We start from the raw sequence: 25749 nt of genomic DNA on the forward strand, positions 1-25749 counted from the left end.
TCGTGCCAGACCTCGGGACAGGGCAGCACCGACCTGCGGGGCGGTGCCGGGCTGTGAGGTAGGGCGGTGCCGGGCCGCGGTGGCGGTGGCGGTGGGCTGGGGGCGGGGCGGGGGCGGGTTGCCTGGGTTAGGGGCGGCGGGGGGGTCGGCGGCGGGTTAGGTGGGTTAGGGGGAGGGCGGCTAGGAAGCCGAGGGTCAAGGGGGCCGCTGGGGTCAGGGCGGCGGCGGACTTCATGGCGGGTTGCTTGAAGGTCTTGGGGATGGGGAGGGTGTCGAGGCGGTTCAGGGGCCAGACGATGACGAAGGCGCGGCCGATGACGTGGTCGGTGGGGATGGTGCCGCCGCCGCGGTCGCCGCGGTGCCAGCGGGAGTCGGAGGAGGCCTCGCGGTGGTCGCCCATGACCCAGAGCTGGCCGGGGCCGACGGTGGCGTCGAACGGGTCGATGGACGGCTTGTTCTGCACGTGCGTGGACGGGTCGGTGAACAGGTAGGACTGCTCGTCCAGCGGGACGCCGTTGACCGTCACGCGGCCCTGGGCGTCGCAGCACTTGACGTGGTCGCCCGGGACGCCGACGACGCGCTTGATGTAGTCCTTCTCGTTCGGCGCGACGCCGAAGGCGCTGCCGATGGCGCGCAGCACCTTGCTCACGGGGTTGCTCGGCTTGGAGACCTGGACCTCCGGGTCCCACGAGTCGAGGCCGTTGAAGACCACGACGTCGCCGCGGGCGATGTCGCGGGTGTGGTAGACGACCTTGTTGACCAGGACGCGGTCGCCGATCTGGAGGGTGTTCTCCATCGAGCCGGACGGGATGTAGAACGCCTGGATGACGAACGCCTTGATCAGCAGGGCCAGGACGAGGGCGACGCCGACCAGGACGGGCAGCTCCTTGGCGAAGGAGCCCTTCTTCTTGCGCTTCTTGCCGGTGGACTCGTCGTCCTCCGCGGCGGGCGGTTCGGCGGGCGGCTCCTCGGCGGAGGTCACGGTCTGCTTCTCTTCGGGCACCGCGCCCTCGGCTTCGGAACGCACGTCTCTCCGATCGTCCTCGTGAGTCATCAGGGCGCCAGACTAGCGGCGGGAGGGCCGCCGAATCTCGCGCATGGCCGTGTCGTGCGCACGAGCCGACTGCCTCCGACGTGCACTTTCCCCCAAAACGGGCAACGCCCCGGGATCCGCGATCGGATTCCCGGGGCGCCGGACGCTTCGGCGAAGCGGTCAGAAATCGCGCTTCTCCTTGATGCGGGCCGCCTTGCCGCGCAGGTTGCGGAGGTAGTACAGCTTGGCGCGGCGGACGTCACCGCGGATCGCCACTTCGAGCTTCTCGATGTGCGGGCTGTTGATCGGCCAGGTGCGCTCGACACCGTAGCCGCCCTTGCTGATCTTGCGGACGGTGAAGGTCTCGCGGGAGCCGCCGCCCTGCCGCCGGATCACCACGCCCTCGAAGACCTGGACACGGGTGACCTTGCCCTCGGTGATGCGCGCGTGCACGCGGACGGTGTCACCGGGACGGAAGTCCGGGACGTCGGCGCGCAGCGCGGCCTTCTCGATCTCCTGGATCAAAGCGTGCATGACAGCGTTCCTCAGTGTCGAACGCGGACGTCGAGAGGCCCCGGTCCTCACCTAGCGTGGGGGCGTCGCGCCGCGCGGAGTGGATCTTCTTTGAAGTCGGCGCGCCGTGCGGCATGAGCACACGGCGACGCTCTAGTTTGCCATATCTTCGCCGTGCTCCGGAAAACCGGCGTCGGCGAGGACCTTGCGGTCGTGCTTGTCGAGCTTCCCGGGGTCGAGGCGTCCGAGCAGCTCGGGACGGTGGGCGGCGGTGCGGCGCAGGGCCTCGTCCCGCCGCCAGCGGGCGATCGCGCCGTGGTTCCCGGACAGCAGGATCTCCGGGACGGCCCTCCCCCGCCATTCCGGCGGCTTGGTGTAGACGGGCCCTTCCAGCAGCGATTCCATGGCGCCCGGCGCGAACGAGTCGTCCGCGACGGATTCGGCGTTCCCAAGGACGCCGGGCAGGAGCCGCCCGATGGCCTCGACCATCACCAGCACGGCGACCTCGCCGCCCGCGAGCACGAAGTCGCCGAGGCTGACCTCGGAGACCGGCATGCGGGTCGAGGCCTCCGCGACGACGCGGGAGTCGATGCCCTCGTAGCGTCCGCAGGCGAACAGCAGCCAGTCCTCGGCGGCCAACTCGGCGGCCATGGCCTGGGTGAACGGGCGTCCGGACGGCGTCGGGACGATCATGCGCGGGACGGCGCCGCCCGCCGGGGCCACCTCGTCCAGGGCCTCGCCCCACGGCTCGGGCTTCATGACCATGCCGGGGCCGCCGCCGTAGGGGGTGTCGTCGACGGTGCGGTGCCGGTCGTGCGTCCAGGACCGCAGGTCGTGGACGCGGACGTCGAGCGTCCCGGTCCGGCGGGCCTTCCCGATCAGCGAGACGTCCAGCGGGGCGAAGTACTCGGGGAAGATGCTGATGATGTCGAGTCGCATCGGGGCTCAGTCCTCGTCCAGCAGGCCGGGGGGCGGGTCGATCACGAGCCGGCCGCCCGGCACGTCCACTTCGGGGACGAGCGCGGCGACGAACGGCACCAGCAGTTCCTCGCGGCTCCCGGCGCGGCGGATGACCAGCAGGTCCTGGCCGTGGTGCCGGACCTCGGTGACCTCGCCCACGTCCGTGCCGTCGACTGTGCGGACGGCGAGGCCGACCAGCTGGGCGTCGTGGAAGTCGTCGGGGTCGTCGGACGCGGGGATGTCGTCCGCGTCCACGACCAGCCAGATGCCGCGCAGGGCGTCGGCGGCGTCCCGGTCGTCCGCGCCCGCGAACCGGACGACGAGCCGGCCCGAATGCCAGCGCGCCCGCTCCACGGTCAGCGGCCCGGCGTCCTCGGGGTCGGTGGCGATCTCGGTCCCGGGCGCGAACCGCAGGTCCGGGTCGTCGGTCCGCACGTCCACCGTGCTGTCGCCCCGGACGCCGTGCGGACGCCCGATCCGTCCGATCACGATCCGCTCAGCCACGCGCCGTCCCTCCACCATTCGATCATCGAAACACAAGCCAGGATCCCAGCCTGGCAGCCGCCCCGGGCCCACCACGCCCCACCGCGCCGCAACCTCCGCGGCTGGCGGCGAACGCGTCCCGCCGGCGAGCGAGCCTGCCGGACGCGACCACGCGCCGCGACCGACGCGACCACGCACCGCCGGCCAGCGCGGCCACGCACCGCCGACCGGCGCGAACACGCGCCGCTGGCCGACGCGATCACGCACCGCCAGCCGACGCGATCACGCACCGCCGGGCGGCGCGGTCACACACCGCCGGGCGGCGCGGTCACACACCGCCGGGCGGCGCGGCCACACACCGCCGGGCGGCGCGGCCACACACCGCCAACCGGCGCGAACACGCGCCGCTGGCCGACGCGGTCACGCACCGCCGACCGGCGTGATCACGCACCGCTTCACGGACGCGACCACGCGCCGCTGGCCGACGCGATCACGTGCCGCCGGACGGCGTGGTCACGCGCCGCTTCGCGGACGCGATCATGCGGCGGCCGCCGCCGCGATCATGGGCCGTTCGCAGGCGCGAGGTGGCCTGGGCGGCGCCGGTGGGATCGCTAGTGCGGTCTTTGCGGCGGAGGCCAGGCCGGAGGGCTTCGCCTGTGGCGGGGCCCCCAGGGGCCTGGCCTGGGGTTTAACGCGAGCCGAGCCGCCGCGTCGACCGGGGGCGACGCTGGCGGCTCGGATCGGTTGGACCTGTGAGGGTCCTTATGACGTCCTCCCCTTGACGGGGTGGGCCGCCGTCGCATGGACGGCGGCGAAGCGGGCTCCCGCGATGGGCGCGCCGAGGTGGAACCCCGGCGCGCTCCGATCAGCGGACGGCAGGACCGTCCGCGGCCGGGAGCCCCGCGCCCGAGCCCCCGGGGTCAGCGGACCTCGTTGACGTCGAGCAGGTCCACGCGCACGTAGCGGCCTCCGGAGAGGGCGCTGATGACCGTGCGCAGGGCCTTGGCGGTGCGACCGCTGCGGCCGATGACCTTGCCGAGGTCGTCGGGGTGCACACGCACCTCCAGGACCCGGCCGCCCCTGATGCGGCGGGCGCGGACCCGGACGTCGTCCGGGTTCTCCACGATCCCTCGCACCAGGTGCTCGAGCGCTTCTTCGAGCACGTCAGTCCTCGCTCTTGGCTTCGGTCTCGGCGGCGGTGTCGGCCTCGGCCTTCTTCGGCTCGGCCTTCTTCTTCGACTTGGCGGCCGGAGCGGCGGCCTCGGTGTCGACGTCGCCCATCGACTCCTTGACCGCGGCCTCGAAGACCGCCTTCTTGTCCGGCTTCGGCTCGGCCTTGCGCAGGGTGCCCTCGGCACCCGGCTCGCCCTTGAACTTCTGCCAGTCGCCGGTGACCTTGAGCAGGTTCAGCACCGGCTCGGTCGGCTGCGCGCCGACACCCAGCCAGTACTGCGCGCGCTCGGAGTCGATCTCGATGAGCGACGGCTCCTGCTTGGGCTGGTAGAGGCCGATCTCCTCGATGGCCCGACCGTCCCGCTTGGTGCGCGAGTCGGCGACGACGATCCGGTACTGCGGGTTCCGGATCTTCCCCAGACGCTTGAGCTTGATCTTGACTGCCACGGGTGTGGTGTTCTCCAGACTTGATACAGGCGAACATGGCCGCGCCAGGTGGGGAACACCGGCGACCGGCCAGCTCAATGGACTCCGGAGGCACGGGACGAGAGAGGGCGCCGACGCGCGTTCCGGGTTTCCAGCCTGCCATTCTGCCAGACGATCGCGGAAAAAGCGCAATCGGGCGATGACACGCGGCCACGTCCCCCGCAAAGCCCGCCCGACCTGCACGGACGTTCCGCCGAGAACGAACACGCGGACCGTCCCGATCGAGCTTCAAGATCGGCCCGAAAACGCCGAATCAGCACGCCTCGCCCCTGCGGGCACGAGAAGGCCGAAACAGCGCGCTCGCGCCCCACGAGCACGAGAACGCCGAAACGGCGTACCTCGCCCCCCCGCAGGCAGGAGGGCGAGGAACGGCGCGCGTCGCAAGCACGATGACGGCGGAACGGCACGCGCCGCCCCCTGCGGGTATGAGGGACGCGAAACGGCGCGTCCCTCCAGATGCATGAGAACGGCGGAACGCCGCGTCCCCGGGCGGGGGCGCGGCGTTCGGTGTGGGTTACTTCTTCTCGTTGTTTCCGCCCAGGTCGCCCAGGTCGGGCATCTGGAAGCCGGGCGGGAGCTGCTTGGCGAGGCCGGGCGGGAGCTGGCCGCCGAGGCCCGGCGGGAGGCCCTGGGGCATCGCGTCGGCGCCCTGGTCGGCGGCGGGCTGCTTGCCGAGGGCGCGCTTGCGCGGGTCGCCGCTGCGCTGCTTGCCCTTCTTCTTGGCGGCCTTGGCGGCCTGCTTGGCGCGGCGCCGGCCCGGCATGCCGGGGAAGCCCATGTTGCCGGCCATCGCGCGGACCATCTTCTGCGCGTCGAAGAACCGGGTGACCAGGCTGGACACCTCGCCGACCTCGACACCGGAGCCCTTGGCGATGCGGGCCCGGCGGGAGCCGTTGATGATCTTGGGGTTGGCGCGCTCGCCCGGGGTCATGGAGCGGATGATCGCGGCGACCCGGTCCAGGTCCTTGTCGTCGATCTGGGAGATCTGGTCCCGGACCTGGCCCATGCCGGGCATCATCCCGAGCAGGTTGCCGATCGGTCCGAGCTTGCGGATCATCATCATCTGCTCGAGGAAGTCCTCAAGCGTGAAGTCCTCGCCGGACGCGAACTTGGTGGTCATCTTCTCGGCCTGCTGGGCGTCGAACGCCTGCTCGGCCTGCTCGATCAGGGTGAGGATGTCACCCATGTCGAGGATGCGGCCCGCCATCCGGTCCGGGTGGAAGACGCTGAAGTCGTCCAGCTTCTCGCCGGTGGACGCGAACATGATCGGACGGCCGGTGATGTGCCGCACCGACAGGGCCGCGCCGCCGCGCGCGTCGCCGTCGAGCTTGGTGAGCACGACGCCGTCGAAGCCGACGCCGTCCATGAAGGCCTGCGCGGTGTTCACCGCGTCCTGGCCGACCATGGCGTCGACGACGAACAGGATCTCGTCCGGCTTGACCGCGTCCCGGATGTCGATGGCCTGCTGCATCATCTCGGCGTCCACGCCGAGGCGGCCCGCGGTGTCGATGATGACCATGTCGTGCTGGGCGTGCCGGGCCTGCTCGATCGAGCGGCGCGCCACGTCCACCGGGTCGCCGACGCCGGAGCCGGGCTCGGGCGCGAAGACCTGGACGCCGGCGCGCTCGCCGACGACCTGGAGCTGCTGGACGGCGTTGGGGCGCTGGAGGTCGGCCGCGACCAGCAGCGGCGCGTGCCCCTCCTTCTTCAGGTGCCGGGCGAGCTTGCCCGCGAGGGTGGTCTTGCCGGCGCCCTGCAGGCCCGCGAGCATGATCACGGTCGGCGGGTTCTTGGCCAGGTTCAGCCGCCGGGTCTCGCCGCCGAGGATGCCGATGAGCTCCTCGTTGACGATCTTGACGACCTGCTGCGCCGGGTTGAGCGCCTGGCTGACCTCGGCGCTCGCCGCCCGTTCCTTGATCCGCGCGATGAAGTCCTTCACCACGGGCAGCGCGACGTCGGCTTCCAGCAGCGCGATGCGGATCTCGCGGGTCGTCGCGTTGATGTCGGCCTCGGAGAGCCGGCCCTTGCTGCGCAGCGACGAGAAAACCGTCGTCAACCGGTCGGAGAGCGTCTCGAACACGTGTGGACCCGTCCTTGGAAGCTTTCGTGGGATCGTCTCTCAGACTATCGGGTCAAGCGCCGACTCCTGCCCGGCCCGCAGCACGCCTTGGCACGGGACCCCGGCAGTGCGCCTTGGCGCCGCCGGTCAGCTGACGGCTTTGAGGACGTGCGTCCGGACGGACGGGGCGTCCTCGTCGTCCACGGGGCGGCCCTCGGCGTCCACGACGTAGAAGGTGTCGACGGCCTCGGCGCCCAGGGTGTCCACGCGGGCGGCGGTCACCTGGAGGCCGCACTCCCCCAGCGCCTGGCCCACCCGCCAGAGCAGGCCGGGACGGTCGTGGGCGCGGACCTCCACGACGGTCGCGGTCGCCGAGGCGTCCGGGACGATCGTCACGCGCGGCGGCGGAACGGGCGCTCCGGGCCGGACGCGGACGGACCGGGCGCGGCGTTCGAGCCGGCCCGCGACGTCCAGGCGGTCGGCCAGCATCAGGCGCAGATCGGATTCGAGGGCCGCGGGGTCGGGCGGGTCGCCGAACTCGGGGACGGCCGTGAAATCGAGCACAGCGGTGGTGCCGCGTCCGGCATCCGGGCCGGTCCCGCGCCCGGTGTCTGGGCCAGTGCCGCGTCCGGTGTCCGGGCCGCTCGTCTGGGAGACGGTTCTGGCCGTCCGGACGGCCAGCCGGTGCAGGGCCAGAACGCCCGCGGCCCGCCACAGGAGGCCGGGACGGTCCGGCGCGGCGATCGTGATCTGCGCGCCGTGGACGCGGACGGCGGCGCCATCGTGCCTGGCCAGCGCGAGGGTGTCCGGCCCGAGCGACGGCGCGGGCGGCAGCGTGCCCCCGGCCAGCGACATCAAAGCCCGGCGGGCGAGCTCGGCGACCAGCCGCGCCTTCCAGGACCCCCACGCGGCAGGGCCCGTGGCCTGGCCGTCCGCGATGGCGAGGGCGGCGAGGATCTCGATGACGTCGCTTTCCCGGCCGGGCGCACCGGCGACGGCGTCCAGGACGGTCTCGATCGTCCTCGGGTCGTCGATGTCGCGGCGCGTGGCGGTCTCGGGCAGCAGCAGGTGGTGCCGGACGACGGTCTCCAGCACCTTCACGTCGTCCGGCGCGAAGCCGATGCGGACGGCGACGTCCCGCGCCACGACCGCGCCGCTGACCGAGTGGTCGCCCGGCCAGCCCTTGCCGATGTCGTGCAGCAGCGCGCCGACGAGCAGCAGGTCAGGACGGGCCACCTCGCGGGTGAGGGCGGCGGCGCCGACGGCGGCCTCGACGAGGTGGCGGTCCACGGTGAAGCGGTGCACGGGGTTGCGTTGCGGCCGGTTGCGGACACGTTCCCAGTCGGGAAGCAGCCGCACCACCAGCCCGGCCTGGTCGAGCGCCTCCCACACCGCGATCGCGGCGGGACCGGCGCCGAGCAGCGAGACCAGCGCGTCGCGGGCCTCCGGAGGCCACGGCGCACCGGGCAGAACGGCCTTCTCGGCGAGCCTGTCCACGGTCGCGGGAGCGAGAGGCAGGCCGTTCTGCGCGGCGGCCGCGGCGACGCGGAGCACCAGCGCGGGATCGGTCAGGTCGGCGTTGCGGGCCAGCACGACCTCGCCGTCCTGCTCGACCGCGCCGTCCCCGACGGGACGGCGTTCCGGTCCGCCGCGTCCGGTGCGCGGCCGGACGAACCGGTCCACCCGGCGCCAGACCTGGTCGTCGGCGTGGGTGATCGTCCGGGCGGCAGCGGCGACCGCCCGGAGCAGGACGTTGGCGTCGAGCAGGCCGAGCGCCTCCGCCACGGCCTCCTGCTCCTGCAGGACGAGCCGGTCGGACGTGCGCCCGGTGACCTCGTGCAGCGCGTGCCGGACGTCCAGGATCAGCTCGTGGGACGCGCGGACCCTGTCGTCCGGCGCCGGAGCCACCCAGGACGCCGCGACCGCGCACATGACCTGCACGTCGCGGAGCCCGCCGTGCGCCTCCTTGAGGTCGCCCTCCAGGAGGAAGGCCAGCTCGCCCTGCGCCTCCCAGCGTTCCCGGCACAGCGTGCCGAGCTCGCCGAGCCGCCGCCTGGCGTCCGCTCGCCAGTCGGCGAGCACGCCCGCGCGCGCCTCGTCGAAGAGCGTCGCGTCCCCGGCGATGAGCCGCGGCGCGAGCAGGCCGAGCGCGGCCTTCATGTCCTCGCGGGCGACCGTCCGCGCCTCCTGGACGGTCCGGACGGAGTGGTCGAGCCGCAGCCCGGCGTCCCAGACCGGGTACCAGATCCGGTCCGCGATCTCCGCCACGTCGCCGCGTCCCCGGTGCAGGAGCACCAGGTCCAGGTCCCCGCCGGGCGTCAGCTCGCGCCGCGCGTAACTCCCGACCGCCACCAACGCCACGTCCGCCGCAACACCCCGCCCGGCCGCCGTACCACGCCCAGCGTCAGCCGAGCTTTGCCGCCCGGCATCCGCCGCAGCGCCTCGCCCAGCGTCGGCCGAGCTTTGCTGCTCGGCGTTCGCCTGGGCGCCCTGGTCCGCGTCCGCCGCGAGGTCGCGGCCGGTGGCCGGCGATGCGGAGGGCGCGGGGGCGCCGCGGCCGGTGGCCGTCGCGAGGAGGGCGGACAGCTGGTGGTCGAGGGCGGTGACGCGGGCGGCGCGGGCGGCGGCCAGGGCCTCGCGGGCCGCGCCCGCCGGGCCGGAGGGCGCGCCTCCGGCCCGGTCGCGGTCCACGGGTCCCGGCGTTCCCTGGGCGAGGACCATGCGGCGGCCTACAGGGCGTCCGGGCCGGTCTCGCCGGTGCGGACGCGGACGACCGTCTCCACCGGGACGGCCCAGACCTTGCCGTCGCCGATCTTCTCGGTGCGGGCGGCCTTGACGATGACGTCGATGATGTCGTGCGCGTCCTCGTCGTCCACCAGGACCTCGACGCGGAGCTTCGGCACCAGGTCGACCTTGTACTCGGCGCCCCGGTACACCTCCGTGTGGCCCTTCTGGCGGCCGTAGCCGCTGGCCTCGCTGACCGTCAGCCCGCGGACCCCGAAGGTCTCCAGCGCCGCCTTCACCTCGTCCAGCTTGAACGGCTTGATGACCGCGGTGATGAGTTTCATCGTCATGCCTCCACCTTGTTCTCGGCGGCCGCGCCGCCCGTACCGCCGGCGCCGGCGGCGGACGAGCCGCCGGAGCCGGTCACCGCGGCGGCGTGGCCGGTGCGCACCGAGCCGCCGCCGGCCGGAGCGAGATCGTACGCGGTCTCCGCGTGCGTCGTGAGGTCGACGCCGGTCGCCTCGGCCTCCTCGTCGATGCGGAAGCCCATGGTCTTGTCGATCACGGTGCCGATCACCCAGGCCATCGCGAACGAGTAGAGGCCGATGACGACCGGGCCGAGCACCTGCAGGCCGAGCTGGTGCACGCCGCCGCCGTAGAACAGGCCCTTGTGCTGGGAGGTCAGCGCCGGGTAGGCGGCCAGGAAGCCCAGGGACACCGCGCCGAGCGCGCCGCCGACCAGGTGCACGCCGACGACGTCCAGGGAGTCGTCGTAGCCGAGCCGGTACTTCAGGCCGATCGCGTAGGCGCAGACCGCGCCCGCGACCAGGCCGAGGACGACCGCGGCCCACGGGTCGATGAACCCGCACGCGGGGGTGATCGCGACCAGGCCCGCGACCGCGCCGGACGCGGCGCCGAGCGTGGTGGCGTGGCCGTCCCGGAGCTTCTCGACGATCAGCCAGGCGCCCGCGGCGACGGCCGTGGCGATCTGGGTGTTCATGAACGCCAGGCCGGTGACGGTGTCGACGCCGATCTCCGAGCCCGCGTTGAACCCGAACCAGCCGAACCACAGGATCGCGACGCCGAGCAGGACGAACGGGAGGTTGTGCGGGCGCATCGGCTCCTTGGGCCAGCCGCGCCGCTTCCCGAGGACGATCGCCAGGGCCAGGCCCGCCGCACCGGCGTTGACGTGCACGACCGTGCCGCCCGCGAAGTCCTCGATGCCGAGCTTGTTGAGCCAGCCGGTGCCCCACACCCAGTGCGCGACCGGGAAGTAGACCAGCGAGGCCCACGCCACGGTGAAGACCATCCACGCGCCGAACTTGGCGCGGTCGGCGATCGCGCCGCTGATCAGCGCGACCGTGATGATCGCGAAGGTGAGCTGGAAGGCCGAGTAGACCAGCAGCGGGATGTTGTGGTCCGGGGTGGTGCCCTGCTGGATCGCGGTGACCGTGCCCTTGAGGCCGACCGCGTCGAACCCGCCGAGGACCTTGTTGACCAGCGAGCTGCCGTTGTCGGTGAAGGCGATGGAATGGCCGAACAGCACCCACAGGACGGTCACGCTGATGATGCTGCCGAACGACATCATCATCATGTTCAGGACGCTCTTCGCGCGGGTCATGCCGCCGTAGAAGAACGCCAGTCCGGGTGTCATGAACAGCACCATGGCCGTCGCGGCCAGCATCCAGGCTGTCGCGCCTGTATCGATCTTCATCTCGGGGGACGCCCCTCCTCGACCGGGAACGTGGACTGGCCACAGATTCCGGCGCGGCCGTTTCGCCTGTTCGGCTCCCGTGTTTCGGCGGTGTGAAACCCCGTCGCGGCGTGTTGCGCATGTGTTTCGTAACGCTCACCGACTGTCTGGTTCGGATAGGTGTTTCGGGCTTTTCTGTCAGGTCTTTTCATGCCAAAAGCCCCACCGGTCGGGTAACCGGTGGGGCCGGAAGCCTGACCGAAAGGTCAGGCGCAAAGAACGATCAGCGAAACACCGCCGCAGCGGCCGACGGCGGCCGACCGCCAAGCGGTCAGCCGCCGAGGCGGGCGGTCAGTCGCCGAGGATGGCGTCGACGAAGGCGCCGGGCTCGAACGGGGCCAGGTCGTCCGGGCCCTCGCCGAGGCCGACCAGCTTGACCGGGACGCCCAGCTCGCGCTGCACCTGCACGACGATGCCGCCCTTGGCGGTGCCGTCCAGCTTGGTCAGCACGACGCCGGTGATGTTGACGACCTCGGCGAACACGCGGGCCTGCTGCATGCCGTTCTGGCCGGTCGTGGCGTCCAGGACGAGCAGCACCTCGTCGACCGCGGCCTGCTTCTCCACGACCCGCTTGACCTTGCCGAGCTCGTCCATCAGCCCGGTCTTGGTGTGCAGCCGGCCGGCGGTGTCGATGATCACCGTGTCGACCTTGGCGTCCACGCCCTGCTTGACCGCGTCGAACGCGACCGAGGCCGGGTCGGCGCCCTCGTCCTTGCGGACGACCTGGGCGCCGACGCGCTCGCCCCAGGTCTGGAGCTGGTCGGCGGCGGCGGCGCGGAAGGTGTCGGCCGCGCCGAGCACGACGGTCTTGCCGTCCCCGACCAGGACGCGGGCGAGCTTGCCGGTCGTGGTGGTCTTGCCGGTGCCGTTGACCCCGACCACCATGATCACGGCGGGCTTGTCGCCGTGCCGCTCGGTGTGCAGGTGCCGGTCCAGGTCCGGGCCGATCTGCTTGACCAGCTCCTCGCGCAGCAGGTTGCGGACCTCGTCGGGCGTCCGGGTGCCGAGCACCTGGACCTTGGTGCGCAGGTCGTCGGTGATCTGGCGGGCCACGGCGACGCCGATGTCCGCGCCGATCAGGGTGTCCTCGATCTCGTCCCAGGCGTCGTCGTCCAGGTGGTCGCGCGACAGCAGGCCGAGCAGGGTCTTGCCGAAGGTGTTCTGGGACCGGGCCAGCCGGGCGCGCAGCCGGACGAGCCGCCCCGCGGACGGCGGCGGGACCTCGATCTCGGGCTTGGGCGGCGCGGCGGGTGTCGGCGGAGCCCGTTCCACCGGCGGCGCGGCCTGATCCTCCTCCGGCGGCGCGGTGGTGGTCGCGCCGGGCCGGATGTCGGGCCGCTCCGCTGGTTCGACGGGGGCTTGGGGCTTGCGGCGGCCGGGCCGCAAGAACATCACGCCGCCCACGATCAACGCGAGGACGGCCAGCCCGGCGATCAGGATCACGTATTCCATAGCGGGTCCAGTTTTCCAGACGGCCGCCCATGCCCCGAACGTCCGCCCTCCCCGGCCGCGCCGCCGCCACACCCGGTGGACGCCCCGTCCTCACGCACCCCGCCGCACGGGCGCCCCGCGCACCGCGCCGGGCGCGCTGCCTCCACGGGTCGCGGTGGGCGCGGTTTCCCGCGGGTCAGGCGAGGACGGAGGCTACGAAGGCGTCCAGGTTCGTCCGGACGCGCGAGACCTTGTCCTCTACCGGGATGCCGTCGTCGTGCGCGTCGCCCAGCAGGGTCTGCTTCTTGCCGCGGACGTAGAGGGAGCAGGCCAGGTCCGCGCACAGGTACTGGCCGACGGTGTTGCCCTGCTTGCCCGCCTCGCCGCTGCGCCGCGCGCCCATCAGCGCGACGCCGCCGCCGGTGTGGACGGTGTGGCAGAACGAGCACAAGCTCGTCGAGTTGAACCCGCGGGCCTTGCCGGGCGCGGACGCGAAGCGCAGCGCGATCCCGGTGAGCCGGTCGCCCGTCTCGGTGACGAGGTAGGCGCGGTCGGGGGCCTTCGGGTCCCGCCAGCCGAGGAAGTCGAGGTCGTCCCAGGGCGTCTCCGCGAAGTCCTTGGGGAGGTTCAGGCGCTTGGCATCGCCCTTGGAGCAGTTGACGAAGCAGGAGCGCAGCTCGTCTTCGGTAATCGTGCGCATGGGATCCGAGCCTATGGACGCGTTCGGGACGCAGGCAAAGCATTATCCGGGCAGGACCGAAACCCGGAGCGGCTCGTCAGGGCGCGTCCAGCGGCGGTCAGGGGTGGTACATGCGGATCCAGTCGACCTGGAAGGTGGCGGGGGCGTTCCAGTCGATGCCGCGGGCGGTGTGCTCGGCGTCGCGCGGGAACCAGTCGAGCTGGATGGCCTGCCCCATCGGCCCGGGCGGGAGCGCGCGGCGGCGCGTGGTGTGGAACCAGCGCTCGCCGTCCACGAAGCCGCTGATCGACCGGGCCGTCCACTCGACCGCGAAGGCGTGCCAGCGGGTCATGTCGACGCGGACCCGTCCCGTCAGCTGGTCGTCCTCGTGCACCGGGCCGTAGTGCAGGTAGAAGTCGGCGTTCTGGCGGGTGCCGTCGTCGGCGACCTCCAGCCAGTCGATCTCGCCGCCGCCGCCCTTGGGCGCGTCTCCCCCGCCCGCGGCGGTCGGCCACAGCAGCAGGACGGGGTGGTAGGCGGCGCAGGCGCGGTTCATCCGGACGCGCGCCTCCCAGCGCCCCGTCCGCTGGGCGCCGTGCTTCCAGGCCAGGCCACCGGTCGTGCCGTCCGGACGGCCGGTGATGGTGAGGAGGCCGTTGCGGACGCCGACCGCGCGGGGGCTGCGGTGCCCGTCGTGGTTCTGGCCGGGTCCCTGGTAGACGTCCCAGGCGCGGGGGTCGAGGCGTCCGGTGGTGAAGTCGTCGGACGCGACCGGGATGCCCCAGCCGTACCGCGCGGCGGCGGTGGGCTGGGGGCCGAGGGTCGGCGGGCCCTGGTCCGGACGGCCCGCCGCCGGCTGCGGGCCCGGTCCGCCCTGGCGGCCGCGCCGCGGGACGCCTGCGCTCGATCGACGGAGGTGCCGGACGGACCGGTGGGGGAACAGCCGCATGTCGCGCAGCGTAAGCCGCCCGGCCGCGTCCCGGACGTCCCGTAACCGAAAAGTGGCCCCGGAGAACGGCGTCCCGGTCGCGAAGACCAGGACGGCCGCGACAATGACCGCAATGATCAGCGTTCTGGGCCGAAGGGACACTCTTGGGACGTTACGAAATGACAATTATGGCGCGCCGCCCCGGAGAGCGAGATCCTCGGGAAAGAAAGCCCGCCGAGCGCAAAGTCCTTTCAGATCGTTGAGTTTTATGTACCGTTTAGGGCCGTTTCTCGGGATTCTCCTTTTCCGAGCGCTCCCACTCGTCCACGTTGCGCAGCAGCGCTTCGAGGTACGCGCGCAGGTGCGTGCGGTAGACGTCGCTGTAGGTGCGCAGGTAGGCGATCTCCCGCTCCATCCGGCGGCGCTCGTCGGCGTCGAGCGGGGCCAGGCCGTCGGCCCGGGTCTCCTCTAGGTCCGGCGCGGACGCCGGCTGGGCCGGCGGCTCGGCGGCGGGCGCGACCGACCGCGCCGCCTGGTCGGCCATGGCGGCGGCGCGCTGGTGCGCCTCCTCCATCATCCGGTCGGCCCGGCTCTGCGCGTCGGTCAGGATCGCGTCCCGGTGCTGCCGGGCCTCCTGGGCCAGCTCGCGGGTGTAGCGCTCGGCGTCCGCGACGTACAGGTCGGCGGTCTGCTGCGCCTGGGACAGGATCCGGACGGCCTGGAAGTGCGCGTCGTCCGGTCTGGCCGCGTCGCCCGCGCCGGCCTCGGCCGGGGCGGCGCGCAGCCGGTCCACCTCCTGGCCGAGCGCGGCGCGCTCGTTCAGCAGCTGGACGAGCTCCTGCTCGACGCGCTGGAGGAACTCGCGGACCTGGTCCTCGTCGAGGCCGCGCCGGCCGAGCGCCGCCCGCTGGAAGACCGCCGCCTGGACCTCGCCGGGGGTCAGCCGGGGGCCGCCCTGGGCGAGGGGAGGGTGTGCTGGGTTCACGAGATCACCTCTGTGCGAAGGATTCCAGCCGGATGCGGTCGCGGGGCACACCGTCGCGCAGCAGCCGGTCCGCCGTGCTCTCGACCATGGCGTCCGGCCCGCACACGTAGACGTCGTGGCCGTGCCAGGAGCCGTACCGCCCGACCACCTCGGCGAGCGTGCCGTGCTCGATCCGCGGCCCGCCGGACGGCGCCGCCGCGGATCCGAGCGTGTCCCCGAACGCCGCATGCCCGGACGCCGCGTCCCCGGAGGCCGGCGGCCCGGACGGGCCGAACCAGCCGGGCGCGCCCTGCGCGCCCTGACCGCCGGGCGCGCCCTGCGCGCCCTGACCGCCGGGTGCGCCCTCACCGCCGACCCCGGCCGGGCCGCCGAACGGGGAGCCGAAGGACGCGGCGAAACCGTGCCCGTTCGGCTCGTCCGAGACGGCGGGGACCACCGTGAGCCAGGGGCAGCGGGCGGCGAGCTCGGTCAGGTGCGGCAGGTCGTAGAGCGCGTCGCGGGTGCGGGCGCCGAAGAACAGCGTGGTGCGCGGCGGGTCCTGCCGCCGCGACAGCTGCTCCAGGATCGCCTTGAGAGGCGCGAGGCCGGTGCTGCCCGCGACCATCAGCACGTCCCGCTGGGACGACTCGTCCAGCACGAGGGTGCCGACGGGCGCGCCCATCCGCATCCGGTCCCCGGGCTGGACGGAGCGGACCAGCACCGCGCTGACCGCGCCGCCGTCCACCAGCCGGACGTGGAAGTCGAGCGTGTGGTCCGGGCGCGGCGCGTTCGCCATCGACAGGTACCGCCACTGCCGCAGCCGCTGCGGCAGCTCCACCGCGACCGACTGGCCGGGCTGGTACGGCAGCGGCTGGTCGGGCCGCACCCGCAGCAGGGCGATGTCGAAGCGGCGGCGCTCCACCGCGACGACCTCGCCGTTCCACCAGGCGGGCGCGGCCATCGCGTCCTGGTCGGCGGCCTCCAGCATGACGTGCGACACCACGTCGTAGGCGGCGATCCAGTCGGCTTCGAGCTCGGGCGTCCAGGACGCGCCGGAGTAGTGCCGCAGCGTCGCGACGAGGCTCGCCCCGACGTGCGGGTAGTGCTCGGCGATGATCCCGAACTTGCGGTGGTCCCGGCCGAGCCCCTGCAGGAACGGCACCAGCTCGCCGAGGTCGTCGACGTTGGAGACGATGTGCCCGAGGGCGCCGAGCAGCTTGTCGCGCTGCCCGGTCATCCCGATGGGGAACATGTCCCGCAGGTGCGGGTTCCGCAGGAACAGGTCGGAGTAGAAGAACAGCGCCACCGCGTCACCGTGCTCGGCGACCCGGGCGAAGTTCTCCTTCAGTCGTTGGGCGTCCACACGATCTCCAGGTAGCGGCCGTGGTCGGGGTCTCCCGGACTCACGCGCCGACCCGCTCACCCTCCGCGGCCTCGGTCATGACCTGCGCGACGACACCGTAGGCCGCCGCCCAGTCGGCCTCCAGCTCCGGCGTCCAGGCCGGGCCGCTGAAGTGCTCGAGCGTCGCGATGAGGCTCGCGCCGACCTGCGGGTAGTACTCGGCGACGACGCCGAACCCGTTGTGCCGGACGCCGAGGTCGCGCAGGAACGGGACGAGCTCGTCGGTGTCGTCGACATGCCCGACGATGTGCGAGAGGGCGGCGAGCAGCTTCTCGTGCTGCTTGGCCATCGAGGCCGGGAACAGCTTGCGCAGCTGCGGGTCGCGCTCGAAAAGGTCGGCGTAGAAGTAGGAGGCGACGTCCTCGCCATGGCCTCCGACCAGGGCGAAGTTGTCCTTGAGCCGCTGCACGTCCATGATCGTCCGCCTTTCGGGGCGGGCCCGCGGCGCCGGGCGGGGTTGCTCCGGGCGGGGGACGCGGGCACACCGGCGGACATGTCTACCGGATCACCGGAGAGTGATCAACCTGGACGGGCGGCGGGCGGCGAACCCGAGCAGTTCGTGCTAAACCGGGACCGAGGCGGGCCTTGGACCGGCCCGGGGGTGGCCCTAGACCGGTCCGGAGGCGGACCACAGGCAGGCGCGGAGGCGGGCCTAGACCGGCACGGAGGCGGGTTCCGGCTCGTCCCGGACGATGCGCTGGCTGACCACCTGCGTCACGCCGTCACCGCGCATGGACACGCCGTAGAGCGCGTCCGCGCCCTCCATCGTGCGCTTCTGGTGGGTGATGATGATCAGCTGGGACGACTCGCGCAGCTCCTCGAACACCTTGATCAGCCGCTGCGTGTTGGTGTCGTCCAGCGCCGCCTCGACCTCGTCCAGCACGTAGAACGGGGACGGCCGGGCCTTGAACACCGCGACCAGGAACGCGATCGCGACCAGCGACCGCTCGCCGCCCGACAGCAGCGACAGCCGCTTGACCTTCTTGCCCGGCGGGCGGGCCGCGACCTCGACACCGGTGGTGAGCATGTCGTCGGGCTCGGTGAGCGACAGGCTGCCCTCGCCGCCGGGGAACAGCCGGGCGAAGATCCGCTCGAACTCGCGGGCGGTGTCGGCGTAGGCGGCGGCGAACACCTGCTGCACCCGGTCGTCCACCTCCTTGACGACCAGCAGCAGGTCGCGGCGGGTCTTCTTGAGGTCCTCCAGCTGCGAGGTCAGGAACGCGTGCCGCTCCTCCAGCGCCGCGAACTCCTCCAGCGCGAGCGGGTTCACCTTGCCGAGCTGGTTCAGCTCGCGCTCGGCCTTCTTCGCCCGCTTCTCCTGCGTCGGACGGTCGTACGGCACCGGCACCGCGTCCTCCGGCGCCTCCGGGCCCGGCGGGACGGGCTGGTCCGGCCCGTACTCGTTGAGCAGCGCGTCCACTTCGAGGCCGAACTCCTCCAGCGCGCGCTGCTCCATCTGCTCCAGCCGGAGCCGCTGCTCGGCGCGCGCGACCTCGTTGCCGTGCACGACGTTGACCAGCCGCTCCAGCGTGGACGACAGCTCGCGCACCTGCGTGCGGATCACCCGTAGCTCGGCCTCGCGGGCGGCGCGCGCCTCCTCGGCCGCCTCGCGCTGCCGCACCGCCGTGGCGAGCGAGTGCTCGATGCGCTCCAGCGCGGCCAGCGAGCCCTTGTGCACGGCCTCGGCGATCTTCGCCTGCTGCTCGCGGCGGGCCCGGCGGCGGGCGGCTAGGGCGCGCTCCTCGCGCTCGCGGCGGGCGCCGCGTTCGAGGGAGTCGGCGCGTCCGGAGATGGCCTGCACGCGCTCCTCGGCGGTGCGGACGGTCAGCCGCGACTCCATCTCGCTTGAGCGCAGCTCCTGCACCCGCGCCGCGAGCTCGTCGCGGACGGTCGTGTCGTCGCCGACCTCGTCCGCGACGTTCGCGGCCTCCTCGGCCTCTTCCAACCGCATCGCCAGCTCGTCGGCCGCGTTCGCGTCCGCCTCGCGGGACTCGGCGGCGGCGTCGAGCGCCTTGCCCAGCCGCTCGACCTCGCCGAGCGCGGCCCGCACGTCGGCTTCGAGGCGTGCGGCGCGCTTGGCCTCCTGCGCTGCCTGCGACTCGAACTCGCGCACGCGTACGCGGATGCGGTCCAGTTCCGCCTGGGCCGCGTTCACCCCCGCTTGGGCCTCCCCCACGGCGGCCTGCGCCGCGTCCAAGGAGACCTGCGCCTGCTGCTCGGCTTCGACGGCTTCGGTGAGGTCGGTGCCGCTGCGCTCGGCGGCGGTCTCGGCGGCGGCCAGATCGGCGGTCGCCTCGTCCAGCGTCGCGCGCATCTGGAGGATCGACTGCGCGCCGCCCGCGCCGCCGCCCTGCGCCCAGTGCGCGCCCACCAGGTCGCCTTCGCGGGTGACCGCGCGCAGCGACGGATGCGCGCGCACGAGCTTCGCGGCGGACGTCACGTCATCGGCGACCGCGACATCCCGCAGCAGGAACTCCATCGCGGAACGCACCCCGTCCGGGACGGTCACCGCGTCGATCGCATAGTCGACCCCGGAGACGCGGTCGGCCGGGTTCGCCGAGCCGCCGCCGATCAGCAGGCCGGCGCGGCCCGCGTCCTCGGCGCGCAGCAGCGCCAGCGCGGCCTCGGCCGTGTCGAGCGAGCCGACCGCGATCGCCTGCGTCGCGTCGCCGAGCGCGGCCGCGACGGCCGTCTCGTACCCCGGGCGGACGGTCAGCAGCGACGCGACGGTGCCGAGCACGCCGTCCAGCCCGGACGCGAGCAGCGCCTCGCCGCCGTCGGCGGCCGACGCGAGCGTCAGGTTCAGCGCCTCGATCCGCGCCTGGAGCGCGGTGACCCGCTTCTGCGCGGCCTGGTCGGCCGAGCGCGCGGCCGACACCGCGGCGCGGGCGTCCTTGAGCGCCTGGCGCGGGACGTCCACGGTCGCGCGGGCGGTCTCGGCGGTCTCCTTCGCGGCGGCCAGCAGCTCCTGCGCGGCCTCGTGCTCGGCGACCAGCACCGGGTCGTCCACGACCTCGGCCTCGAACGCCTCGAACTCGGCCTGCGCCGCCGCGGCGCGCTGCTCGGCGTCGGCGCGCGCGGCCGACAGCCGCCCGATCTCCGACTGGCCGGCCTGCGCCTTGCTGCGCAGCGCCTCGACGCGCCCGCGCAGCCGGGCCAGCTCCTCGCGGCGGTCGGCGGCGGCGCGGGCGGCGGACTGGAGCCGGCGCTCCTCGGCGGTCAGCGCCTCCTCGGCCTCCGAGCGCTCCCGGACGGCCTCCGACAGCCCGTCCTGCGCCTCGTCCAGGGCCGCGCGCAGCATCTCCTCCTGCTCGCGGGTCTCGGCGGCCTCGCGCTCCATGTCCTCGGGGTCGCGGCCGCGGCGCTCCTCCTCGCGCGCCTCGGCGGCGTTGCGGTGCCGCTCCGCGGCGAGGTCAGCGACGCCGCGCAGCCGCTCCTTCAGCGACGACAGCTGGAACCAGGTGTCCTGGACGAGCGCCAGCTCGGGCGCCTGCTCGGCCTCCTCGGCCTCCAGCACGCCCTCGCGCTCCTGCGCCTCGGCGAGCGCGCGCTCGGTCTCGACCCGGCGCGCGAGGATCTGCGCCTCGTCGGCGGCCTCGCGGTCGAGTTTCGTCCGCAGCTCGGTCAGGTCGTCGGCGAGGAGCCGCAGCCGCGCGTCCCGCAGGTCGGCCTGGATCACGGCGGCGCGGCGGGCGATCTCGGCCTGCCGGCCGAGCGGCTTCAGCTGCCGGCGCAGCTCGCCGACCAGGTCCTCGACGCGGGTGAGGTTGGCCTGCATCGCGTCCAGCTTCCGCAGCGCCTTCTCCTTGCGCTTGCGGTGCTTCAGGACGCCGGACGCCTCCTCGATCACCGCGCGGCGGCCCTCGGCCCCCGAGTGCAGCACCCGGTCCAGCTGGCCCTGCCCGATGATCACGTGCATCTCGCGGCCGATGCCGGAGTCCGACAGCAGCTCCTGGATGTCCAGCAGCCGGCAGGAGTCGCCGTTGATCGCGTACTCCGACTGGCCGGACCGGAACATCAGCCGGCTGATCGTGACCTCGGTGTAGTCGATCGGCAGCGCGCCGTCGGAGTTGTCGATGGTGAGCACGACCTCGGCGCGGCCGAGCGGCGGGCGGTTCGCGGTGCCCGCGAAGATCACGTCCTCCATCTTGCCGCCGCGCAGCGACTTGGCGCCCTGCTCGCCCATCACCCAGGCGAGGGCGTCCACGACGTTGGACTTGCCGGACCCGTTCGGGCCGACCACGGCCGTGATGCCGGGCTCGAACTTCAGGGTGGTGGACGACGCGAAGGACTTGAAACCGCGCAGGGTCAGAGTCTTCAGGTACACGCGTCGCCGTCCTCCTCCGGAATCGCGGAAGGGGAGCGCCACCGGTGCGCGCGGCGGGCCGTCGCCCCGGGCGGTCGCCCGGGTGCGCGGCAGCGCGCTGACCGCCGCCGTGCACGGGCACGGACGGCTCCGGGCGGCTCGCTCACCCCCGTGGCCCGCCGGGCGGGCGCCCGCGAGCCTGTCGAACGATACCGGCAGCAGGCGTCCGCACCCCGCATCCGCGCGGCCGTTCTCCTCCAATGTGCCACGATCGGGCGAATGGCGCCGGAGATCCGGACGGCCCGGAGGTCATCCGGGCAGCCCGGAGGAACGCCCGGCGGTGGGGCGCGATGGTGGAACGGCCGCGGCGGCCGTGCCCGGAAGGTCCGCCAGACAAACGGTCATCTCACCCAACAACGGGTCAAGAGCACCAGGCGGTGGGGCACGGCGCGGCGGGCAAGAACAAGGGACGCCACGGGAAACGGCGTCCCTGACTCCGCTGACGTAAAAAAGCGGCGCCGATCAGGTCAGCGCCGGTTCACGGTCCTTCATCCCGAGCGACACGATGTCGCCGTCGGCCGCCGTCGCGAGCGCGTCGTTCTCCTCCTGGAGCCGGACGAGCTCGGCCTCCAGATCGCGTACGCGCCGCTGAAGACGCCGCATCTCCGCGACCATCCGGGGGTCGGGACCGCCGACGTGGCCGAGTAGAGCCTTCGCCATGACTAAGGGTCCTCCACGCTGAGTAACCAGCAGGAATCGCGCACGGGAACCAACTGGGTTCGGTGCGCGTATCATCTAGAGTCGCACCAGCGCGAGTCCTGGTCAAGACGGACATCACGGGCCGGTAACAACCTGTCGTCCCCAGTTTAGCAGGACCAAATCGGACTTCCCTACCCGGCTACCGTTCCTCGAAACCGGAAATCCCGCCACGCGGCTCACTCCAGCGCTCGACCGCCCCGGTGACCCGGCCGGGACGGGTCGGAAGCCCGTTTTCGGGCACCGCGTCCGGGCGCAGCATCCCCAGCAGCCGGTCACACGCTGTGCGCGGACCTTCGGCCACCACCTCGACCCGTCCGTCCCGCAGGTTCGACGCGCTCCCCACGAGCCCCAGCTCCAACGCCCGCGCGCGCACCCACCACCGGAACCCGACACCCTGCACGTGCCCCCGCACCCACGCGGTCAGCCGCACATCCGGCTCGTCCGACATCCTCACCCTCCCCAGCCTCTCCCAGCCCCTACCCGACCACGCCCCGACCGCAGGCCGGTTCGCCCGCGCGGGCCTCGGCCGTGGGGCGGTCCGCCTGCGCGGCAGGCGCGGGCGGTTTCTCACCCGTCTCTGGAACGGGCTGATTTGTCCGCTGAGCGATTCCGAGGGCGGTGGGCGCCTTCGGGATCAGTAGCGGGCGCGCCGGGGGCGCGGCTGGCATTTGGGGCAGCTGTAGGACGAGCGGTTCATGAACTCGTCGCGGCGGATCGGGGTGCCGCAGCGGCTGCACGGCTCGTCCCGGCGGCCGTAGGCCTCCAGCGACCGCTCGAAGTAGCCGCTCTCGCCGTTCACGTTGACGTACAGGGCGTCGAAGGACGTGCCGCCGACTCCGAGCGCGGCGGCCATCACCTCCTGCGCCGCCGCGAGGACCCGGGACGCCTCCGCGCGGGTCATCGTCTCGGTCGGCCGCGCCCAGTGCAGCTTGGCCTGCCACAGCGCCTCGTCGGCGTAGATGTTGCCGACGCCGCTGATGAGCGACTGGTCGAGCAGCGCGCGCTTGATGCCGGTGCGCCGGCGCTTCAGCGCGGCGAAGAACGCCTCCTCGTCGAAGGCGTCCTCCAGCGGGTCGGGGGCGATGTGCGCGACCGGCGCGGGCACCAGGTCGCCGACCCTGGACGGGACGACGTCGGCGACCAGCAGGTGCCCGAACGTCCGCTGGTCGACGAAGCGCAGGTCGGAGCCGCCGTCGGTGAACGTCAGCCGGACCCGCAGGTGCTTGTGCCGCTCCCGGTCCGGCTCGCCGACCAGCAGCTGGCCGCTCATGCCCAGGTGGGCGAGCATCGCCTCGGTCGGCTCGGCGCCCGGCCCGCCGGCCTCGCCCTCGGGGACGTAGTCGGCGCCTTCCGGGAGCAGGGGCAGCCACATGTACTTGCCGCGGCGCTTCGGCCGGGCGACGACGCGTCCGGCCAGGCGTCCCGCGAAGTCGGCGGGGCCCTCCTCGTGCCGCCGGACGGCGCGGGGGTGCAGCACCTCGGCGGACGCGACCGTCCGCCCGGTCACCCAGCTCTCCAGCCCGCGCCGGACGACCTCGACCTCGGGAAGCTCAGGCACCGGCCACCGCGGCCTTGCCCTCGTCGTCCTCGGCCGCACCGGAACCCGGCTTGGCCGCGCCGTCGGCGGCACCGTCCGCGCCGCCCTCGCGCTGCACGACCGCCTCGCGGATGGCGTGCCACGCGGCCTCGGCGGCGTGCTGCTCGGCCTCCTTCTTGGACCGGCCCTCGCCGGAGCCGTAGGCCGTGCCGCCGACCCGCACCGAGGCGCGGAACGTCTTCTGGTGGTCGGGGCCGGATTCGGCGACGTGGTACTCCGGGACGCCCAGCTCCTCGACGGCGGTGAGCTCCTGCAGCGAGGTCTTCCAGTCCAGGCCCGCGCCGAGGCCCGCGGAGCGGGTGATGAGCGCGTCGAACAGCCGGTGCACCAGCGCGGACGCCTCGTCCAGGCCGCGGTCGAGGTAGACCGCGCCGATCAGCGCCTCCAGGGTGTCGGCGAGGATGGACGACTTGTCCCGCCCGCCGGTGCCCTCCTCGCCGCGGCCGAGCCGGATGTGCGGGCCGACGCCCAGCTCGCGGGCGACGCCGGCGAGCGCGCGCATGTTCACCACGGCGGCGCGGAGCTTGGCGAGCTGCCCCTCGGGCAGGTCGGGGTGGCCGCGGAAGAGGGTGTCGGTGACGACCAGGCCGAGCACCGAGTCGCCGAGGAACTCCAGGCGCTCGTTGGTCGGCAGCCCGCCGTTCTCGTACGCGTAGGAGCGGTGCGTCAGCGCCCGCTCCAGCAGTTCGGGGGTGATCTCGACCTGCAGTGCCGCCACCAGTTCGGCGCTGTCCGGGATGGGACGGTCCTTCTTGCCGCTCACAGGCCCTCCTCGCCTGCCGGGGCAGCCCCGGGAGGGCTGCCTTGCGAACGGCGCTCGCGAGCGGCGGCGGGCGGGACGGCGGAGGGGTGTCCGCGAAAGCGAGGTGCGCGCCGGTGGGAATGTTCCCGGCGTGCACCACGGCTCCGGGCGCTGGCCTCGGCCGGTCACCGCGGCGGCTGCGACGCGCCGGGTGATCGGGCCCCGGGCCGTCCGGCGGGCGCCAGGACGGGTCCGGGGAACCGCGAGGGGCGGCCGCGTCGGAACAACGCGAGACCGCCCCCCGGATACGACGAGATCAGCCGTCAGGCCGACGGCGCGATGACCTGCCGGCGGTCGTAGGTGCCGCAGGTCTGGCACGCGGTGTGCGGCAGCTTGGTGTCACGGCAGGTCGGGCACTCGACCAGGGTCGGGGCAGCGGTCTTCCACTGCGAACGACGGTGCCGCGTGTTGCTCCGCGACTTCTTCCGCTTCGGGACGGCCACTTCAGCCCTCCTGCTTTCCTTCTCGTAGGTCGATGGAACCGAGCGCCGCCCACCGGGGGTCGGCGGCGCCGTGGTGGTGGTCGGGACCGGCGTCCGCCAGCCGTACACCGCACTCCGGACACAGGCCAGGACAGTCGTCCTGGCACAGCGGCGACAGCGGCAGCTGGAGCACCACCGCGTCCCGGAGCACCGGCTCGAGGTCGATCATGTCGTCCTCGAGGCGGAGCTCGTCGTCGCCCGCGTTCCCGCCGGAGCGGGTGTCAGGATAAACGAAGAGCTCCTGGAAGTCCGCCTCGAACTCCAAGGCGATCGGGTCCAGGCAGCGGGCGCACTCCCCTTCGAGGGGAACCGTCGCCGTTCCGGTGACGAGGACGCCTTCGAGCACCGCTTCGAGCCGGAGGTCCAGCTCCATCGGCGCGCCGTCGGGCACCCGTACCATCTCGATGCCGAAATTCTCCGGAGCCGGCACGGTGAGGTGCTCCCGCCGCTCGGATCCGGGCTGCCTGCTGAGGGCTCGTGTGTCGAGCATGAGCGGGCCGTGCGCGGGTTCGTTGCGGGACAGGGTTTTCCTGCTTTCGTGAGGCATGGCGAATCGCGGCCGTCGTTCCTGGCCGAAGTCCCAGGGTAGCCGACCGGGGACGATCGCCCAACTCAGACGCCCCGTGAGGCGCCTCGCACCCGGCGTCCGGCCCGTCGGGGCCCGGCCGGAGCCCTCGGTCAGGACTCGCGGAGGCGTCCCACGAGCCGGTCGTGCACGACGTCCGGGACGAGCCCCGAGACGTCGCCGCCGAACTTGACGACCTCCTTCATGAGGGAGGACGACAGGTAGGAGTAGAGCGGGTTGGTGGACATGAACATGGTCTCCACGCCCGCCATCCGGTGGTTCATCTGGGCCATCTGGAGCTCGTACTCGTAGTCGCTGACCGCGCGCAGGCCCTTGACGATCATCGGGATGTCGTTCACCCGGCAGAAGTCGACGAGCAGCCCGTACCAGGAGTCGACCCGGACGTTGCCGTACTCCTTGGTGACCTCGCCGAGCAGCTCCATCCGCTCGTCCACGGTGAACAGGCCCTGCTTGGTCTTGTTGATCATGACGGCGACCACCACCTCGTCGAAGAGGCGGGACGCGCGGCTGATGATGTCGAGATGGCCGTTGGTCACGGGATCGAACGAGCCGGGGCAGACGACACGGCGCACGAGACGGCTCCATCCTTGGGCGGGGACGACCTGCGGCGCGACCGTACCAAACCCCCG

At 73.1% G+C, this 25749-nt stretch carries 24 protein-coding genes; all 24 read right to left on the bottom strand.

Features of this window, described 5'->3' with window-relative positions; translation table 11 throughout:
* Positions 1–127 precede the first annotated feature (127 nt).
* Positions 128–1027, bottom strand: a complete 900-nt coding sequence (gene lepB, locus FHU30_RS24950) for a signal peptidase I (RefSeq protein ID WP_253879024.1) — start codon at positions 1025–1027, stop codon at positions 128–130.
* Between the two features lie 186 nt (positions 1028–1213).
* The gene (rplS, locus tag FHU30_RS24955; RefSeq protein WP_122193294.1) at positions 1214–1567 is read right to left on the bottom strand and encodes a 50S ribosomal protein L19; all 354 of its coding nucleotides are present in this window, start codon (positions 1565–1567) and stop codon (positions 1214–1216) included.
* A gap of 132 nt (positions 1568–1699) precedes the next feature.
* Positions 1700–2485, bottom strand: a complete 786-nt coding sequence (gene trmD / locus FHU30_RS24960; protein ID WP_253879025.1) for a tRNA (guanosine(37)-N1)-methyltransferase TrmD — start codon at positions 2483–2485, stop codon at positions 1700–1702.
* A gap of 6 nt (positions 2486–2491) precedes the next feature.
* Positions 2492–3010 carry a ribosome maturation factor RimM gene (gene rimM, locus FHU30_RS24965; protein WP_253879026.1) on the bottom strand — a complete coding sequence of 173 codons (519 nt, stop codon included), beginning with the start codon at positions 3008–3010 and terminating at the stop codon, positions 2492–2494.
* A gap of 899 nt (positions 3011–3909) precedes the next feature.
* Positions 3910–4152 carry an RNA-binding protein gene (locus FHU30_RS24970; protein ID WP_026414632.1) on the bottom strand — a complete coding sequence of 81 codons (243 nt, stop codon included), beginning with the start codon at positions 4150–4152 and terminating at the stop codon, positions 3910–3912.
* 1 nt (position 4153) lies between these two features.
* Positions 4154–4609 (bottom strand): 30S ribosomal protein S16, encoded by a 456-nt coding sequence (gene rpsP, locus FHU30_RS24975; RefSeq protein WP_253879027.1) that lies wholly within the window; start codon positions 4607–4609, stop codon positions 4154–4156.
* A 553-nt stretch (positions 4610–5162) separates the two neighbouring features.
* Positions 5163–6728, bottom strand: a complete 1566-nt coding sequence (ffh, locus tag FHU30_RS24980) for a signal recognition particle protein (RefSeq protein WP_253879028.1) — start codon at positions 6726–6728, stop codon at positions 5163–5165.
* A gap of 126 nt (positions 6729–6854) precedes the next feature.
* Complete coding sequence (locus FHU30_RS24985) at positions 6855–9398, bottom strand: [protein-PII] uridylyltransferase (protein WP_253879029.1); 2544 nt, start codon at positions 9396–9398, stop codon at positions 6855–6857.
* A 38-nt stretch (positions 9399–9436) separates the two neighbouring features.
* Entirely contained in the window at positions 9437–9781 is a 345-nt protein-coding gene (locus FHU30_RS24990) for a P-II family nitrogen regulator (RefSeq protein WP_443612896.1), read from the bottom strand.
* Positions 9778–11145, bottom strand: a complete 1368-nt coding sequence (locus tag FHU30_RS24995; protein WP_253879030.1) for an ammonium transporter — start codon at positions 11143–11145, stop codon at positions 9778–9780. The genes FHU30_RS24990 and FHU30_RS24995 overlap by 4 nt, the downstream gene beginning before the upstream one ends.
* Positions 11146–11475: 330 nt before the next feature.
* Entirely contained in the window at positions 11476–12636 is a 1161-nt protein-coding gene (gene ftsY / locus FHU30_RS25000; RefSeq protein WP_253879031.1) for a signal recognition particle-docking protein FtsY, read from the bottom strand.
* Positions 12637–12811: 175 nt separating this feature from the next.
* Positions 12812–13315, bottom strand: a complete 504-nt coding sequence (locus FHU30_RS25005) for an FBP domain-containing protein (protein WP_253879032.1) — start codon at positions 13313–13315, stop codon at positions 12812–12814.
* Positions 13316–13412: 97 nt separating this feature from the next.
* Positions 13413–14384 carry a glycoside hydrolase family 16 protein gene (locus tag FHU30_RS25010; protein ID WP_253879033.1) on the bottom strand — a complete coding sequence of 324 codons (972 nt, stop codon included), beginning with the start codon at positions 14382–14384 and terminating at the stop codon, positions 13413–13415.
* A gap of 115 nt (positions 14385–14499) precedes the next feature.
* Positions 14500–15207, bottom strand: a complete 708-nt coding sequence (locus FHU30_RS25015) for a DivIVA domain-containing protein (protein WP_253879034.1) — start codon at positions 15205–15207, stop codon at positions 14500–14502.
* A 4-nt stretch (positions 15208–15211) separates the two neighbouring features.
* Entirely contained in the window at positions 15212–16549 is a 1338-nt protein-coding gene (locus tag FHU30_RS25020; RefSeq protein WP_253879035.1) for a globin domain-containing protein, read from the bottom strand.
* Positions 16550–16589: 40 nt separating this feature from the next.
* Complete coding sequence (locus FHU30_RS25025; protein WP_253879036.1) at positions 16590–17003, bottom strand: globin domain-containing protein; 414 nt, start codon at positions 17001–17003, stop codon at positions 16590–16592.
* Between the two features lie 237 nt (positions 17004–17240).
* Positions 17241–20915, bottom strand: a complete 3675-nt coding sequence (gene smc / locus FHU30_RS25030) for a chromosome segregation protein SMC (RefSeq protein WP_253879037.1) — start codon at positions 20913–20915, stop codon at positions 17241–17243.
* A gap of 501 nt (positions 20916–21416) precedes the next feature.
* On the bottom strand, positions 21417–21614 hold the full coding sequence (locus tag FHU30_RS25035; RefSeq protein WP_253879038.1) for a hypothetical protein: 198 nt from the start codon (positions 21612–21614) through the stop codon (positions 21417–21419).
* 178 nt (positions 21615–21792) lie between these two features.
* Complete coding sequence (locus FHU30_RS25040) at positions 21793–22101, bottom strand: acylphosphatase (RefSeq protein ID WP_253879039.1); 309 nt, start codon at positions 22099–22101, stop codon at positions 21793–21795.
* A 186-nt stretch (positions 22102–22287) separates the two neighbouring features.
* Positions 22288–23211 (bottom strand): bifunctional DNA-formamidopyrimidine glycosylase/DNA-(apurinic or apyrimidinic site) lyase, encoded by a 924-nt coding sequence (gene mutM / locus FHU30_RS25045; protein WP_253879040.1) that lies wholly within the window; start codon positions 23209–23211, stop codon positions 22288–22290.
* The gene (rnc, locus tag FHU30_RS25050) at positions 23204–23989 is read right to left on the bottom strand and encodes a ribonuclease III (protein ID WP_253879614.1); all 786 of its coding nucleotides are present in this window, start codon (positions 23987–23989) and stop codon (positions 23204–23206) included. Before rnc ends, mutM begins: the two co-directional genes overlap by 8 nt.
* Positions 23990–24315: 326 nt before the next feature.
* Entirely contained in the window at positions 24316–24495 is a 180-nt protein-coding gene (rpmF, locus tag FHU30_RS25055; protein WP_026414645.1) for a 50S ribosomal protein L32, read from the bottom strand.
* 1 nt (position 24496) lies between these two features.
* Entirely contained in the window at positions 24497–25024 is a 528-nt protein-coding gene (locus FHU30_RS25060) for a YceD family protein (RefSeq protein ID WP_253879041.1), read from the bottom strand.
* A gap of 188 nt (positions 25025–25212) precedes the next feature.
* Positions 25213–25692, bottom strand: a complete 480-nt coding sequence (coaD, locus tag FHU30_RS25065; RefSeq protein ID WP_253879042.1) for a pantetheine-phosphate adenylyltransferase — start codon at positions 25690–25692, stop codon at positions 25213–25215.
* Between the last annotated feature and the right edge of the window lie 57 nt (positions 25693–25749).

The sequence above is a fragment of the Actinomadura rupiterrae genome (assembly GCF_024172125.1).
Classification (GTDB): domain Bacteria; phylum Actinomycetota; class Actinomycetes; order Streptosporangiales; family Streptosporangiaceae; genus Spirillospora; species Spirillospora rupiterrae.